Origin of the sequence: Paenibacillus sp. M2 (assembly GCF_046713495.1) — a bacterium.
Classification (GTDB): domain Bacteria; phylum Bacillota; class Bacilli; order Paenibacillales; family Paenibacillaceae; genus Paenibacillus; species Paenibacillus amylolyticus_B.
The window spans coordinates 4,331,458-4,346,132 of sequence record NZ_CP169648.1; the positions used below are offsets into that span (position 1 = coordinate 4,331,458).

12 protein-coding genes are annotated in these 14,675 nt (G+C 46.1%); 2 read left to right on the forward strand and 10 right to left on the reverse strand.

The annotated features are described in order from the left end of the window. Positions 1 to 2: 2 nt before the first annotated feature. The 5 genes from ACETMN_RS19495 to ACETMN_RS19515 form a co-directional block, all read right to left on the reverse strand. Positions 3 to 1,592: a methyl-accepting chemotaxis protein gene (locus ACETMN_RS19495; protein WP_210108522.1), complete on the reverse strand. Its 1,590-nt coding sequence runs from the start codon at positions 1,590 to 1,592 to the stop codon at positions 3 to 5. Positions 1,593 to 2,137: 545 nt separating this feature from the next. Continuing rightward, positions 2,138 to 2,818, reverse strand: coding sequence for a hypothetical protein (locus ACETMN_RS19500; protein WP_105599288.1), 681 nt, complete (start codon positions 2,816 to 2,818; stop codon positions 2,138 to 2,140). 207 nt (positions 2,819 to 3,025) lie between these two features. Continuing rightward, positions 3,026 to 3,622, reverse strand: coding sequence for a cupin domain-containing protein (locus ACETMN_RS19505; protein WP_091017791.1), 597 nt, complete (start codon positions 3,620 to 3,622; stop codon positions 3,026 to 3,028). A gap of 135 nt (positions 3,623 to 3,757) precedes the next feature. Then, positions 3,758 to 4,714: an aldo/keto reductase gene (locus tag ACETMN_RS19510; protein WP_411734968.1), complete on the reverse strand. Its 957-nt coding sequence runs from the start codon at positions 4,712 to 4,714 to the stop codon at positions 3,758 to 3,760. A 140-nt stretch (positions 4,715 to 4,854) separates the two neighbouring features. Further along, positions 4,855 to 5,670 (reverse strand): helix-turn-helix transcriptional regulator, encoded by an 816-nt coding sequence (locus ACETMN_RS19515; protein WP_411734969.1) that lies wholly within the window; start codon positions 5,668 to 5,670, stop codon positions 4,855 to 4,857. Positions 5,671 to 5,823: 153 nt separating this feature from the next. Between ACETMN_RS19515 and ACETMN_RS19520 the strand changes: the two genes are divergently transcribed. Beyond that, on the forward strand, positions 5,824 to 7,362 hold the full coding sequence (locus ACETMN_RS19520; RefSeq protein ID WP_411734970.1) for a hypothetical protein: 1,539 nt from the start codon (positions 5,824 to 5,826) through the stop codon (positions 7,360 to 7,362). An 84-nt stretch (positions 7,363 to 7,446) separates the two neighbouring features. Here ACETMN_RS19520 and ACETMN_RS19525 read toward each other — a convergent pair whose 3' ends face one another. From ACETMN_RS19525 to ACETMN_RS19545, 5 genes are read right to left on the reverse strand one after another with little or no spacing between them, the layout of a single operon-like run. Then, positions 7,447 to 8,169, reverse strand: a complete 723-nt coding sequence (locus tag ACETMN_RS19525; protein ID WP_105599293.1) for a GntR family transcriptional regulator — start codon at positions 8,167 to 8,169, stop codon at positions 7,447 to 7,449. Positions 8,170 to 8,179: 10 nt separating this feature from the next. After that, entirely contained in the window at positions 8,180 to 9,193 is a 1,014-nt protein-coding gene (locus ACETMN_RS19530; RefSeq protein ID WP_411734971.1) for a sugar kinase, read from the reverse strand. Next, positions 9,186 to 9,941, reverse strand: a complete 756-nt coding sequence (gene dagF, locus ACETMN_RS19535) for a 2-dehydro-3-deoxy-phosphogluconate aldolase (protein WP_411734972.1) — start codon at positions 9,939 to 9,941, stop codon at positions 9,186 to 9,188. Before dagF ends, ACETMN_RS19530 begins: the two co-directional genes overlap by 8 nt. Next, positions 9,938 to 11,047: a DgaE family pyridoxal phosphate-dependent ammonia lyase gene (locus tag ACETMN_RS19540; RefSeq protein WP_411734973.1), complete on the reverse strand. Its 1,110-nt coding sequence runs from the start codon at positions 11,045 to 11,047 to the stop codon at positions 9,938 to 9,940. Before ACETMN_RS19540 ends, dagF begins: the two co-directional genes overlap by 4 nt. Continuing rightward, positions 11,025 to 12,074, reverse strand: a complete 1,050-nt coding sequence (locus ACETMN_RS19545) for an amidohydrolase/deacetylase family metallohydrolase (RefSeq protein ID WP_411736427.1) — start codon at positions 12,072 to 12,074, stop codon at positions 11,025 to 11,027. Before ACETMN_RS19545 ends, ACETMN_RS19540 begins: the two co-directional genes overlap by 23 nt. A gap of 263 nt (positions 12,075 to 12,337) precedes the next feature. Here ACETMN_RS19545 and ACETMN_RS19550 point away from each other — a divergent pair, with 263 nt between their 5' ends. Beyond that, a complete protein-coding gene (locus ACETMN_RS19550; protein WP_411734974.1) occupies positions 12,338 to 14,668 on the forward strand; it encodes a helix-turn-helix domain-containing protein in 2,331 nt (776 codons plus the stop codon). Positions 14,669 to 14,675: the final 7 nt, after the last annotated feature.

The following is a 14,675-nucleotide window of genomic DNA, read 5'->3' on the forward strand; positions in this document are numbered from 1 at the left end:
TATTAATTTGTTTTGAAGGCAGCTGCCGAATTCGCCAGTTCTTCCGCCAGATGTGCCAGAGACTGGCATGTTGCTGCCGTCTCTTCAGACGCTGCTGCGGATTCCTCACTGGAAGCCGAGATGGATTCAACAGAGCTCATCACCTCTGCGGCTTGGGCTGCTTCTTCTTCACATGCAGCAGCAATTTCGTTTACTTTCTGTGAAGAGTTATTGACCATATCAATAATCTGATCAAACGCCTGTCCAGTCATGGAAGACTGCTCAACACTGGCTGCTACGGCTTGCACACTTTGTCTCGTATTTTCCTGCATCGCTTTGATGATGGCTGTAATTTCTTTGGTCGCCTCGCTGCTTCGTTCTGCAAGCTTGCGGACCTCATCTGCCACTACGGCAAATCCTCGCCCTTGTTCTCCCGCTCGTGCCGCTTCAATTGCTGCATTCAGCGCAAGCAGATTGGTCTGCTCAGCGATATCGTCAATCACCTCAATGATGTCACCGATTTTACGAGAATCATCTTCAAGTTTGGTCATTTTCGTATTAACAGCTTGCATACCTTCCAATGAAGTCTGTACTACAAGTCCACCTTCACGTGCAGTCTTCACAGTGTCATTGGACAATTCAGCCGCTTCTTCGGCACTTGCAGCGACGGAGTTAATGGCAAGTGAAAGCTCCTTGAACAATTCGGAGATGTTTCCTGCTTCGCTGGATTGGCTTGTGCTGGTACTTGCGATTTCCTGTGTACTGGCCGAGATCTGTTCCGAAGAAGCAGCAACACTTTGGGAGTTCATCACGATATTGTTGATTAACTCTTTCAGGTTGTCGACCATACGATTCAGTGCTACGGCCAGTTGACCCACTTCATCTTTGCTGGAGATGTCTGATTTGAGGGTAAGATTACCATTAGCCACTTCCGTTGCCAGACCCAACATGGACATGAGTGGTTTCGAAATCGAGCGAGAGATGATATATCCAATGAGGATACTAAAGAGTACAGATGCGACCACCATAACAATCGTTACCGCAAATGCTGTGTTGTAAGCTTCTTCAGACTTGATGTTAGCTTGTTCTGCGAGGGTTACATTGAGGTTCACCAGGTCTGCGAGTGTTTGTACCACCTCATCGCCAGGAGGTTTCAATGTCGCTTTCAGAAAAGCGATAAAAGCGGCATCATCCTCTGATATCGCCATAGTCACGCCCTGATCATACAGTTTCATATAACTGTCGTACTGGGTATCTAATTTACGAAGCAGTTCCATTTCTTCCGGAGTAGTAGCAAGAGGACGGTACGTAGCAAGTCGCTCCTCCATGGATTGACGAATTGTAGCGATATTTTCAGTAATTCGGGTCTGTTCAGCTGCCACAGTTTCGTAGTTCAAATCACGCACGTTTACCCGCATCCTCTGATAATCAACCTGGGCCGAGGATAGTTCTCTGACCGAAATCAAATTGTTGTTATACATTTCTTGCATTCGTTCATTCGTACTTCTCAATGTTACTACGGAGTAGACCCCAAGCGCCGCAAGGATTATCGACACAATTAAAAATGCTGAGATAATCTTTGTTGCTGTTTTCAAGTTTCCAAACCACTTCATGTAATCTCCTCCTAGGCATCTTAGTGTCCAGTTATGTATATAACGCTATGTAAACCCTTCTCTTGGTCGCGCTCCAGACAACTTACGATCTATTTCGACATAAATATATTAAAACTGAATAGAAGATTTTTATTTATACAAATTTGCACTATTGTGAATTTTTATTTTGGATATAAAGAATCTACTTTTTAATTTTTTTTATACTTATTTCCTATCAAATCGTTATTACAACTTACACATATACGTATAATGAACAATTTTCATTGACATACACATACATCTCCATACAAACCTTCATGTAATATGGTATTCTTATATTTACATAAGAAACTGTATAGTTCATACGTCTAACACATATCATATTCCATCAAAAAAAATTTTTTTTTTGATGTTTTCACACCCATTTCATGACTTTAGTCTAATAAATGCACACTTATACTGAGTCCAATTTCCCATTAAAAAAAACCAAACCTGAATCAACAAAGTTTGGTTTTGAAGCGAAAAACACACTCTTCAAATAACATAAAACCCATTTAAAACTAATTTTATGTGTTATATAACTGATCCAATTCCATTAAGCGTTCCTTAATCCTGTGCGGAATAATATCAAACAGGTTATCCCATGTCATGAACATCTCCGGCTTTAATAGATATTCTTCGAACTCCATGGTAGGTACGAACGCTTTGGTCTTTAGATAACGTTCCACCTGAGCATCAATCTGTTCATTCGTTTCAAAATAACCTTGGAATAACTCATTCACAAGTAGCCCATCACATCCAGCTTCGGCACCTGCTGCACTATACAGGTTTGGCAATAACTCAAATACAACCGGAAGTGGTGAGAAAGCATGTTTGCCAGGCTGCGAGTACAGACATACATGATGTCCAACCACATTGACCCGTTCCTTCAACAATCCACGCAGAACCTTCCCATGAAAGCTCGCTTCACAGTCTACTACCTCTCCGTTATGACCCACATATATCCATACATGCTCCATTTCGTACAGATGTCCAATCTCATAATCCCACCAAATTGCATATTCAATTACATATTGTACTACCTCGGTCGGAAACTTAATGTCCCTTCTGAACGATGGTGAAGGCCCAGATTGATGTAACACAGAAATGCCAACAAAATCCGGATAAAAGGGTTCGTTTCTATCAAACATCAAGATAGGTGCATAACTCATTGCAGTTTCAAGTGTTTTCATTTCTGACATGTTCATTCATGAGTCCTCCGTTTTTGTTGGATGTTCATACTATACTAACAGAGAACGTAACACACTGACTCAGGCATTATGAATTTTTTTCTAATATAATGCCAACCCCTCTATGAACTTCATACAATAATCACATCGACACGTCAAAAAACCTGCAACTGTTATTCTCCAGTTACAGGCTCTGTACTTATATAATGAATAAGGAATTTTGAATTATGATTTCAGCTTATCGGATGGTGACACGGACGTCTTGGAAGGCGAAGTCGATTGATCAGAAACCTGCGTATCACATCCTATTGGAGGGCCCAGAATGGCATCATTTTTAATGGACGCAACGGCTTTGGCATACGCCTCTTCATCCAAACAGTAGGCGCGGTGAGCCACTTCCGGCGGTGTAGCTGCCAAGAAATCCGCTCCAAACACAATATCAGGAGTTGGTTGATCAAAGATAGTTAATACATATACATCATCTGTCTCAGCAACAAACCAGTGAAACCAGCCTTTCGGAAATACCACAACCTGACCTGGTTTCAGACGATATGTCAATCGTTCACGCGTAAACGGATTGAAGACTGACGCTGTAACTTCACCGCGGATAACCACGATCATCTCCGTGACATTGGTGTGCCAGTGCGGCTGCACAATGATTCCTTTGCTTAAGTACACGTTGAAGAAACCATTCGCAATGGTCGGCAGCTGTTCTCCAAACAACTGGGTTACATAGTTGCGTGAATCCCTCTGATAATTGACCACCGCATTGGAATCGGCAGCTAGCGGAACATTTGGAGCTTGCAAAATCGGATTCATCATACGATCATTTCTCCTCCTTGAGCATACATCTCATTGTTGTACTGTATGCCGGAGAGTAGAAAGATAATACCGATGACCTGTTATACATTCTTTTTCATCCGAAACTGCTGGTTTCTTGTATCTTGTCTTAAGGAGCTAGACTTGGCCAGGGAATCTGCCTCCAGCTGCAATGCCTTGGGGTGATATGCGATCAATCTGCTTCATTTCATCATCCGTAAGCGAAACTTCTAACGCGCCTAAGTTCTCGTAAACTCTATCCAAATTACGGGTCCCCGGAATCGGAACGATATGTTCTCCCTTTCCAAGTAACCAGGCCAGAGCAAGTTGAGAAACCGTGCATCCTTTTTCCTTAGCCATCTCTTGGATCAATCCAACAACCTCCAGATTTTTCTGAAAATTCTCACCTTGAAAACGCGGATAGTGACGACGATAATCGTCTTCCGGCAAATCATCTATAGATCGGATCTGACCAGTCAGGAAGCCACGTCCCAATGGGCTGTATGGAACCAAGCCAATGTTCAATTCATGCAGGACAGGCATAATCTCATCCTCAAGTTCTCGACTCCACAAGGAATATTCCGTCTGCAACGCTGTAATCGGATGAACAGCATGTGCACGACGAATGATCTCTACCGGCGCTTCGGACAAACCAATATATCGAATCTTCCCCTGTTGAACCAGATCGGCAAGCGTACCTACCGTCTCTTCAATGGGGGTATTCGGATCAGGACGATGTTGATAATACAGATCGATATAATCCATTCCCAGGTTGTAGAGACTCGCATCTACTGATTTTTTGATGTAGGCTGGATCTCCCTTGGGACCCTGTGTGTGCGTAATACCGAATTTGGTGGCAACAACAACGTCAGATCTTCGGGCCTGAAGCGCACGCCCAAGCAGTTTTTCATTCCCTCCAAATCGCTGTTTTTCATACTCTCCGTACAGATCCGCCGTATCAAACATAGTGACTCCTGCATCCAATGCACCCTGAATGGTATGTACCGATTCGTCATTATCCGGCATCATCATCACACCCAGGCCGAGCCCAGATATACGTAATTTGTCATTGCCTAACGTTCTTGTCTTGAGCATGATGCTCCCTCTTTTCATATTAAAATAGAAACGATAAATAGCTACGTTTGAGCTTAAGTTCATTCTATTTCAATCCCGAGAACCCAACCACACTCCGTGTATGCTAGTAAAGAAATTACTAGTCTAGTCTAATTAACCTACTACATGACAACAGGAACATAAATACAGCAATGAATGCCTGATTGGCTGTTCAGATTATTCATGGAATAGATATCGTACGCATGTACAACTCCATCTGCCCGATCCGTCGGTTCAAGCAGCACACGATTGACTTGTTTTAATTCGACTTGGTGCAGGTTCCAGATCGTTCGGAAGTCCACACTTTCTTCACTCAATTGTTTCACGATTCTGGTGAATTCGGGGTCACTCGGATACTTATCATAATACGTACGGAAAACAGCTACCGAGTGCCGCGCGAATTCATCCCAATTGTGCATACGCTCCCTAAGCGTTTCATCTAAAAATAAAATCCGCATCATTAGACGCTCATTCATATTCATCGACGAGAAGTTAAAGAGGTTCGTATCAACTGCTTCATTCCAGGCAAGTATCTCAGAACGTTCATTGGTAATAAAAGAAGGATGCGTCAACTGGCCAATAATACTCTGCCAACCTGGCTCCAGCTGTGAATACGAAGCAAGGAATTCATGTTCCGTATTCGGGTCCCATAAGTCAAACAGATGACTCTTCTCTTCCGGCGTTAACCGGAGGGCGTTCGCTATACTTTGCATTACTTCTCGTGAAGCTGCCAACTCCCTTCCTTGTTCAAGCCATGTGTAGTACGTTGCGCTGACACCAGCCAATACCGCTACTTCTTCCCGCCTTAATCCCGGTGTTCTTCGCTGTCCATAAGATTCTGACAATCCAACTTGTTCCGGTTGAATGCGGCTTCTCCGTGATTTCAAAAACTCACCCAGTTTTTTGTTACGGCTCATACCTGTATCCATTGACATCATTCCTTTTTATAAAAGTATTCAAGCCTATTCGACTCTATCCCAAAATGGTAGTCTCTGAATGACTTTGATATAATTCATCTATTATTAGTTCTGTAGAATCCTTGGTTTACAAGTAGCTTAGCATCGAATGGTGCAGAACGAAAGGAGCATAACATGATCCCCAATGTTGGAGATGTGTACTGCGTGTACGCCGAAAAATTACAACAATATACCGCCTGCCAGGTAATCGGGCTGAAAGAAATGGAAGGTAAACCTTCCGACACGCTTGCCTCTGTTCTTCAGTTGGATTGGACAGGTGATCAACTGCCTAATGAAATGCAGCTTCATCAGATGAAACCACTGATCTGTAATTTCTATTTCTGGAATGATCGACTTGCCCATAGTTTCGTGAGTGCTAATGTTCCTTCACAGTATGTGCTTGCAGGCAACATCCCTCCTCTCTACACCGAGGAAACGAATACGTATGGTGGAGGCTGGCCAATCGGAGAAAGTCTCTATCTCCAGCGCGAATGGGAACGTATAGATGCGCACCGAAGAGCACAGTTCAAACAAGCCGCGGATGATGACACACAAATCATGGTTGGCGATCGTGTAATGCGGAGCAGTACGAGTACACTTCGCGATTTCAGCCCTAAATCTTCTGAAGATGTAGTCGAACTCACAAAACTACCTTGTCTGACACATATTGAAATGGACGGGTACTCAGAATCAATCTTTCCATTTATAGAGGAAAACCCGTTCATTAATGAACTTCATCTCTCTAATCATGTTCAAACAAAACTGGATATCAGCAGGAGTCACCTGACCAACCTTATTGTGGATGTCAGCGGGTTGAAGGAGTTAATTTTGAACTCAAAGATGAAGAGTCTGAATTTCACAGGAGAGGTGTCTCCTGATCTGCATATTGTGGCGCATGAAGACGGTAAATGCATCACTCTCAATGTTCCATCAGGCCTGCCACAGGTTACGGGTATCTCACGACTTGAAGGTCTGTATATCAGAGAGATCACGGAACTCAATCTGGAGCCACTTGTGCAGTATTATCCTGAACTTTCAGAGTTGCGATTGTGGGGTAAACCCGGCAAGGTATCCCGTATAGAATCGATTCAGCACTTGGCGAATTTGCAAACATTTACTACATATGACCTGTTCGGCTTCAATGGTGAACAATTCCCTGATCCAGAGCAACTTCCAAAATTGGCTATGCTGTGGCTAACCAGCCTGCCTGCCGATGCAGCCAAACGGATCAAAACAAGATATAAAAAATCCGCTGCTGCCGGACTTGATATGGAGATAACCAAAGCTCGCAAACCGGAGTGGCTTGCGGAGAACCTGAACAATCCGTTTCGGGATTGGGATGGGCGTGACCACATCAAGGCAGCTCACGCAAAAAAAGCAGCTCAATTGTACAAGCAGTGCTTAAAGGAAATCCGTCAATTAAGTCAAGTCTCCATCGATCAGGAGTCTCTACACAAACAGCTCGTCTCCATGGTTGAGAACTACACACAGACCTTCAACAAGATGGATGCCAAGGCCGGCTTTATTGAAACTATTGAGCGGGAAGAGATTTATGTTGTTCTAACAACGTTGCTAGAGCAGTTACAGCAGAATTTGGAACTGCGTCAAGATAATTCGGTAGAATTTAATCACGAGGAATTATATGAGGTATTTGATCGTTTGAGGGACTTCTAGTTTACGCATAAAGGGTCCTGTTATGAATATTGCAGGACCCTTTTTTGTATGAATACAATTTCTTTCACGATATGTCCGCCAGCCTCAAGTGTCATAACTAACCAGATAATGATGAAGTTCCGTGTTATAACAGCCGATACTGTGCTCAATTAATCTGCCTTCTTCGTCGAAGGAGTTACGAAGGCGCTTGAGCAGATGCGTTCCCGGGGGGATTTTCAGTAGTTGGCATACCTCAGGAGCTGCCGGCTCTACAAAGAAACGGTCTTTGAAGCTCTCCAGCAAAATGTCGTTCTCCTCCAGTGAATCATACAGCGATTGGATGTCTGCATTCATTGCTTCCTTGCCTCCGCCGGGCAATGCAGCTGCTGCCAAGAAGTGTATCAGATGAATATAAGGTTGTCCGTTAAGAATATAGAGCCTTTCAATCCGCTGGCAGTACGGCCCGTAGAGACCATATTGCTCCGTTCCGGCATCATTGGTCAGTAACCGGGAATTCAGAACTTTCTTTTCAAGCTTATGGCCCTCTTCTACGAGCAGTTCCGTAAACCGTTTGCCCTTTGAGAGCTTCTGATGAGAGGTATTGCGCATCACTATCGTTCCAACACCGCTTTTCTTCTGCACGTAGCCTTCCTGGGACAGCTCTTGGACCGCACCGCGGACTGTCATTTTACTGACCCCGAATTCCTTTTCCAGCTGTGGTTCGGAGGGAATGATGCTTCCGAGAGGATATACGCCATGTAGAATCCGATCTTTGAGAATTTTTTGGATTTGCTGATATAAAGGACCTTGCTTGCGCTTTAGGGACACTCACTGTTCACTACCTTTCAACATCTGAGGTATGGTCCGACAGCGCCCGGAGCACCTCATTCTCGGTAAAAAGCGCTGTATCACCTTGTGTGGTATGGGCCAGCATCGCTGCCGCCACTGCTATATTAACCGTATGTTCCTGTGGATATTGCTGCAATTCCCCATGGATGATGGCGCTGGCAAACACATCGCCGGCACCAATCCGGTCGTACACCGGGAATGTTAGCTTGCGGGAAAATACGAACGTACCTTGATGATAGATATATCCTGTCAAGGAATGCGTATGGTCCGCGTTAATCTCACGGTGGGTTCCTGCTACCGTTCCGATTCCGAAGCGCTGTGCAACTTCAGGAATCGCTTGCTTCATCTGTGTTATTCTATCATATTCTCCGGTTCCGATGCCAAGAATACCCATCGCATCCTTCTCATTCATTAGCACCAGATCTGCCAGCCCCAGCAGTTCCTCATAATGCGGGCGGGCCTTGACATAGCCATCCGTCCCCCATAACGCAGGACGGTAATTACAATCAAATACAACCTTGCCCCCAGCACTCTTCATTTCCTCAGCAAGCCGTTTCATCTGCTTGCGCACGCCATCATTCATAGCCAGCGTAATGCCACACAAATGAAGAACGTCGATCCGGGAGGCAAGATCTTTCATATCATAATTGGCCGCATCCGCCGTATTGAAACTGCTGCCCAGCCGGTCTGTGTAAGTGACTCTGCCTGGACGTGCTCCAAAGCCATTCTCCAGAAAATACATCCCAAGGTGTCTACCGCCGTGTCTAATAAGAGAGGTATCCACCCCAAGCTTGCGCAGATAAGCGATAGCCGCTTCGCCCACCGGAGTTTCCGGCAAGGTCGTAATAAGAGCGCCATTATGGCCGTATCTGGCTAATGCTGCCGTTACATTCACCCCGCTGCCGGAAAAAGAATACTCCAGCCTGCTGCTCTGGACCAGCGTTTCGTAGCCCGGAACCTGCAGCCGCATCATCACTTCGCCAAAAGCAGCAACCCTAGGCATACCGATCCACCAACGATTTCATTGTTTCCAGCAGTCTGCGGACATCCTGTACGTTCGTACTCCCGGTCTGTGAATCAATAATTGAAGAATAGACATGTGGTATAACCTGAGGTACACCTGCCTGTAGTGCAATCTCTAGAATGGGTCCAAAGTTATCCAGATCAATTCCGCCAGTGGGCTCCAGAGCAAAATTCGCTTCCCCACAAGCCTTGGCAACCGCACGGTACTCCTCCTCCAACTTCAATCCCTGCATCGGATAATATTTGAGCGCGTTCCCTCCCATGTCACGAACCAGTGCAATGGCGGCATGAACCGGAACAATGGCCTGCGGAGTGGTTACTGAACTAACAGGGCCAGTCGATATATTTACATAGCCTGGCTGCCCGCACGGAGATACCAGGCAGTTAATCCAACTATCTTTAGGTCCCAGATTGGCACGGGTTGCCCCCACTGCCGGGAATACCTGATTGATATGGCTTCCCGGGTAGCTCGCGGCAATCTCGGCCACAACTGCAGCCTGACGGCTGTCTCCAGCCCCAAGTCCGATGGATACGGCTTCTTGAATAGCCTGACCATATTCAGTCATGGCAACTACGGCTTCCTCCGACGTAGCATAATTTTTGGAGAGCACACCCACAATTACATAACCTTCCGCAGCCTCGAATACATCTCTTGCGTTCCCGATACTTCCTGCCAGTACATTAATTGCCGCCCTATTCTTATACAGACACTGCTGCATATGACTCATTCTGGTTTGCCTCCCACGATTTCATGTATTCTTCTGACGATGACCTGCATATCATCCCCTTGCAGCGACCTTGGATCAATATCGAAATACCCCTGATTGACGCCATAGTCTCGGGTATATACCGCAATTACACCTTCACGAAGCTGGTCATTCACTTTCTTCGCATCCACCCCAGCAACAGAGGAATCAATCTGTACACGTCCTCGGAAAATCGATCTGCCGGCTTCATCCTGCACGATGCGGACTGAAACACCAGGAAGTCCACCAAGTGGCTGAAGAGCCTCCAGCGTTTGCTTCTCTCGTTCGCTATTGTCCGCTTTGTCCTGGTATTCCTCCAGAGCTTGAAGTAACCCAAAAATGGTCTCTTTGCCAACCTTCATGCTGCGGCCAATCCCGTGCAGCTGTACCTGTAACCACTCCACATATTTCTTTTTGCCGGCGACAATGCCGGAAGTAGGGCCTTCAATAGCTTTTGATCCGCTGTAAATGGCCAGATCCGAAAATTGGATATATTTGCGCAGATCCTCTTCCGCTGCCGCATCCACAATCAGCGGCACCCCTCTGCGCTGTGCAACCTCCCAAGCCTCTTCCACCGAAATCATGTTTTTCTGAACAGTATGATGGGATTTAACATAAAGAATGGCTGCAGTGTGTTCACCGATCGCCTGATCGATATGCTCCTTGCGGCCTTCATTCGCATATCCGACTTCCACTACCCGGCCGCCACCAAGGAATATCATGGTTTCAACTGGCGCTCCATATTGCACATTATGTCCCTTGAGCATAATAATTTCATTTTTCAATATCGGCTCCTGGTGCAGACGAAGGCTTAGACGCGGATCTCCGGCGGTCACAATGGCTGCAACCGACAACGCAATACCGCTGGATGCAGAGTTCACCACAACTGCGCTTTCCGAACCAAGTAACTGTATAATATATTCTCCGGATTTGTTCACAAGTTCCGCAATTTCCACGTACCGCTGTCCGCCCTGTTTCATCGCATCCATGACTGAATCCGTCGGTGCAGAAACGCCAAGGATGCTCATTCTTCCACTGGCATTAATAACACGCTTCAATCCATATTTAGCCTGTAATGAGTGACCCATTAGCAAAGACTCCTTTAACCTCAATATAGTGTTGCGTGACCCGGACATCTCCTTCCGAGTCCTCAAGTTGCTTTTCTCCTGCTTCCAGGGAAAACAAAGTCAGGTTTGCTGGCTGTCCCACCCTGATCTTCCCGAGCTCCGGCTTACCGAGCCACTCCGCTGGACTTCTTGTAACCGCGCGAATGACCTCTTCCAGACTGTAGCCCAGGTACAGAAATTTCGTCAGCACATTCGCCATACTGTATACCGGACCATTCATACGGTTGCCTCGGTAAATGTCCGTACTGATTGTATTCAACGCAATGCCTGCAGCCTTGGCCTGTTCTGCAATCCGGAAGGAGAAGCTCGCTGTGCCATGCCCCACATCCAGATGAACTCCCCGAGCAGCTGCATCCAGTAGTTCTTGCAGCGGTGTGCCGTCCGTATGAAACAGATTGTTGGACTTGCCATTAAGATAATGGGTGATTACATCGCCAGACTGTAGTAGCTCCAGCACATCAGAGATCGCGGGCGGAGCAGAACCGATGTGAACCATGAGTGGAAGCTTCGTTTCTTCCGAGAGTGTGCGTGCCAACTTGAGTGGCTGTATGCCGCTGTCCTTGACAACACTTTCGCTGATGCGGGCCTTCAGACCAACAATGAAATCAGGATAAGCCGCTACCGCCTCCAGGACCTTGGCCCGGTCAATCCATTCCAGCTGCGACAGTTCATCCGTCCGTTCTAGCCCGATCCTTGAAATATTCAACAGAGCAAATACTTGTGTAGCAGCCTGTAATCTTGCGGTATAGAAAGCTCCAATTCGATCTGCACCGCAGCTTCCGGCATCTACAAGCGTTGTTACGCCCTGCTTCACACCAATTTCGTCGATATCATCGCCATAGGGGTTAAGGTCCTGGACGGCATGCACATGCAGATCAATCCATCCACTGGATGCATATAATCCTGAGCAATCCAACTCAATTTCTCCTTCAGCCTGGCCTGGCGGTGACATGGCGGTGATGATCCCGTCCTGAATGGCGATATCCATGATCCGCCCGTCAACAAGCTGCAAATTGCGCAGCACATTCTCTGTGCCCACTCATCCCATCTCCTTTTTCAACCCCGGTATACAGGCAAATTTCAAAAATGATTCATGACATGAGATCTGTATTTCCAAATCGTTAAAATAAGCCTGATGAGCTACTTCATTTTAAACATTATAATGTTATAATATTTATACTAGCACAAGTGTAATCCAGAAGAGAACAGCGATTTTCAATTCAAATATCTTAACATTGGAGGGACTGCTTCATGGCAAATTCGGCACTCAAGCCATCCTTGCTCGACAGATTCAAGCTCAGCTGGAATCATTTCAAATCAAGGCTTCTGCTGAAATATGCCTTTTCTTACATTCTCATATTTCTTATCCCTCTGACAGGTGTAACTATTTTTATATATGAAAACGCTGTCAAGGGATTGCGTGTTGAGATTGAACAAGCAAATCTCAATCAACTTAACCAGGTGAAGAGCACGATAGATAACCGTATGAATGAACTTCAGGAAATAGCGGGGAGAATCGCCTATGACAAACACTTGACCCCTTATATGGTACAACATCCCTATTACAGCTTGGAGGCGATTCAGGCGCTGGCCAATTACAAAGCTAGCAGCAGCATTGCAGAGGATCTGCTTCTCTATTTCCATAACGATTCCCACATCTATTCGCACCGCGGTTTGGCTAATCTGGATGTCACCTTTGCTAGCCTCTATCAGTTCGAGCATTGGAGTCTGGAAGAATTGCGGCAGGATTTGAATGAAACCAGGCAGCCCCTGGTCCGTCCCGCTGAGAACGTGAAGGTTAATTCCCGAATGGAGCCGATGCTCGTCATGCTTGTGCCCGTTAAACCTAATGACCCGTTTCCATATGGTACCGTTGTATATTTAATGAAAGAATCCAATCTAACCGGGGTTATGGATTCGATTTTGAGTGATTTTTCGGGAAGTAGCTATATATTCAGTCCCTCCGGAGAGGTGTTGACCGCGAACAGCCATGGCATCAGCCTTCCACAGGACGAAATTGAGAACTTAGCTACACTTGCGCCTGGTATCCATAATTTGAAGATGGACGGAGAACAATACTCCGTTGTTTCTGTTCAATCGGAAGAAAATGGCTGGACCTATGTAACCACCATGCCAAGCTTCCAGTTCTTCAGCCGTGTCGCCCATGTCCAGACACTGATCCTGATTGTCTTCTGCATTACTGTCATTACCGGTATAGCTGCTGCGCTGCTGCTAGCCAAACGGCAGTACCATCCAATCAGAGATTTGATGGACAAGATGAAAGGCAGCGGCGATGATGCTTCCAAGCTCCACAATGAATGGGAATGGATACGACAGACCCTACACAATTACAGTGCGAAAATTGATTTTCAGGAGCCCTTCGTCCGTAATCAGTGCATGCTGCTGTTACTCAAGCAAGGCAAGCCGGATGATCCGGAGATCGAACAAATGATTCTGAACGCCGGATTCCGGCATCCTCAAGGACAAGGCCTCTATTTCTCGGCTATATTGTCTTGGGATGATACGTTGCCTGGCGACAAGTGCTGGCAGGAACGTCTTCTGTTGCAGGATATACTTAGCAATGTATGTCTTCCAGGTACCGGTGCTCAGATCTTCGGCGTAGAATTCTCGGTCAAAGACCAGTTTGCTCTGATAATTTCACTTCCCGGTGATGTGGAGAAGCCGATTCAAAACCAATTGGAAGAGGTAATTGAAGCCATTCAATTGGTAATCCGCGAGCATTCGCAGCTATCTCTGAGTATCGGTGTCGGCACGGCATACGGGGACTTGGCCCGTCTTAACCAATCCTTCATTGAAGCTGCTACAGCTCTGGAGCATCGGATCATCCAACACAGCGGTCAGGTAACTTATTTCGAGCAGCTTGCAGAGCTGAACCCTTCTACTTCCGAGAGCTTCTGGATTCCACGCAAATCCATGCTGAAACTGGAGCAGAGCCTTAAGCAGGGCAACGAATCGGTAACCGTGCAACTGATTACCGAAACCATTCATACGATCAAAAATGAGCCATTACAGGTTCATCTACTGCGCTGCATCTGTTTCGATCTGCTGAACGCTTTTCTACGCACCGCCTCCGAGCTTGGTATGAACGAGGTGTTCGCCAATATGTCAGAACTGACTGCCTTTGAAACACTTGAAGATCTGGAGAGTCGTTTGCTCTGTCTTGCTGCTGACATTTGCGCGCAGGTGGAGCTGAATACGAAGACAAGCGAGTCTACATTAATGGATGATATTCTGGTTTACGTGGATCAACAGTTTGCAGACTACACACTCAGCCTAGAGCATGTGGCACTTAAGTTTGCCATTTCAACTTCTTATTTAAGCCGGAGCTTCAAAGAGAAGACCGGCCGCAATTTCTCACAATATATCTGGCAGCGGCGTGTGGATGAAGTCATGCGGCTGCTGGAGAATACTAGCGCACCGCTCAAAGAAATTATCGAACAGGTCGGTTACATGGATGCGCCAAATTTCATCCGCAAATTCAAAAAAGAAATCGGTTTAACACCAGGGCAGTATCGCAAGGAACATGCCTTGAGAGCAGCCACTATTAAAGGACCTGTTTAAGCTACCG

Excerpts from the sequence above, each read along its gene's own strand:
- ACETMN_RS19540 (WP_411734973.1), bottom strand. The coding sequence starts at position 11,047 with ATGGGTCACTCATTACAGGCTAAATATGGATTGAAGCGTGTTATTAAT.
- ACETMN_RS19550 (WP_411734974.1), top strand. The coding sequence starts at position 12,338 with ATGGCAAATTCGGCACTCAAGCCATCCTTGCTCGACAGATTCAAGCTC.
- ACETMN_RS19510 (WP_411734968.1), bottom strand. The coding sequence starts at position 4,714 with ATGCTCAAGACAAGAACGTTAGGCAATGACAAATTACGTATATCTGGG.
- ACETMN_RS19505 (WP_091017791.1), bottom strand. The coding sequence starts at position 3,622 with ATGATGAATCCGATTTTGCAAGCTCCAAATGTTCCGCTAGCTGCCGAT.
- dagF (WP_411734972.1), bottom strand. The coding sequence starts at position 9,941 with ATGAGTCATATGCAGCAGTGTCTGTATAAGAATAGGGCGGCAATTAAT.
- ACETMN_RS19520 (WP_411734970.1), top strand. The coding sequence starts at position 5,824 with ATGATCCCCAATGTTGGAGATGTGTACTGCGTGTACGCCGAAAAATTA.
- ACETMN_RS19515 (WP_411734969.1), bottom strand. The coding sequence starts at position 5,670 with ATGATGTCAATGGATACAGGTATGAGCCGTAACAAAAAACTGGGTGAG.
- ACETMN_RS19530 (WP_411734971.1), bottom strand. The coding sequence starts at position 9,193 with ATGCCTAGGGTTGCTGCTTTTGGCGAAGTGATGATGCGGCTGCAGGTT.
- ACETMN_RS19500 (WP_105599288.1), bottom strand. The coding sequence starts at position 2,818 with ATGAACATGTCAGAAATGAAAACACTTGAAACTGCAATGAGTTATGCA.
- ACETMN_RS19545 (WP_411736427.1), bottom strand. The coding sequence starts at position 12,074 with ATGGATATCGCCATTCAGGACGGGATCATCACCGCCATGTCACCGCCA.
- ACETMN_RS19495 (WP_210108522.1), bottom strand. The coding sequence starts at position 1,592 with ATGAAGTGGTTTGGAAACTTGAAAACAGCAACAAAGATTATCTCAGCA.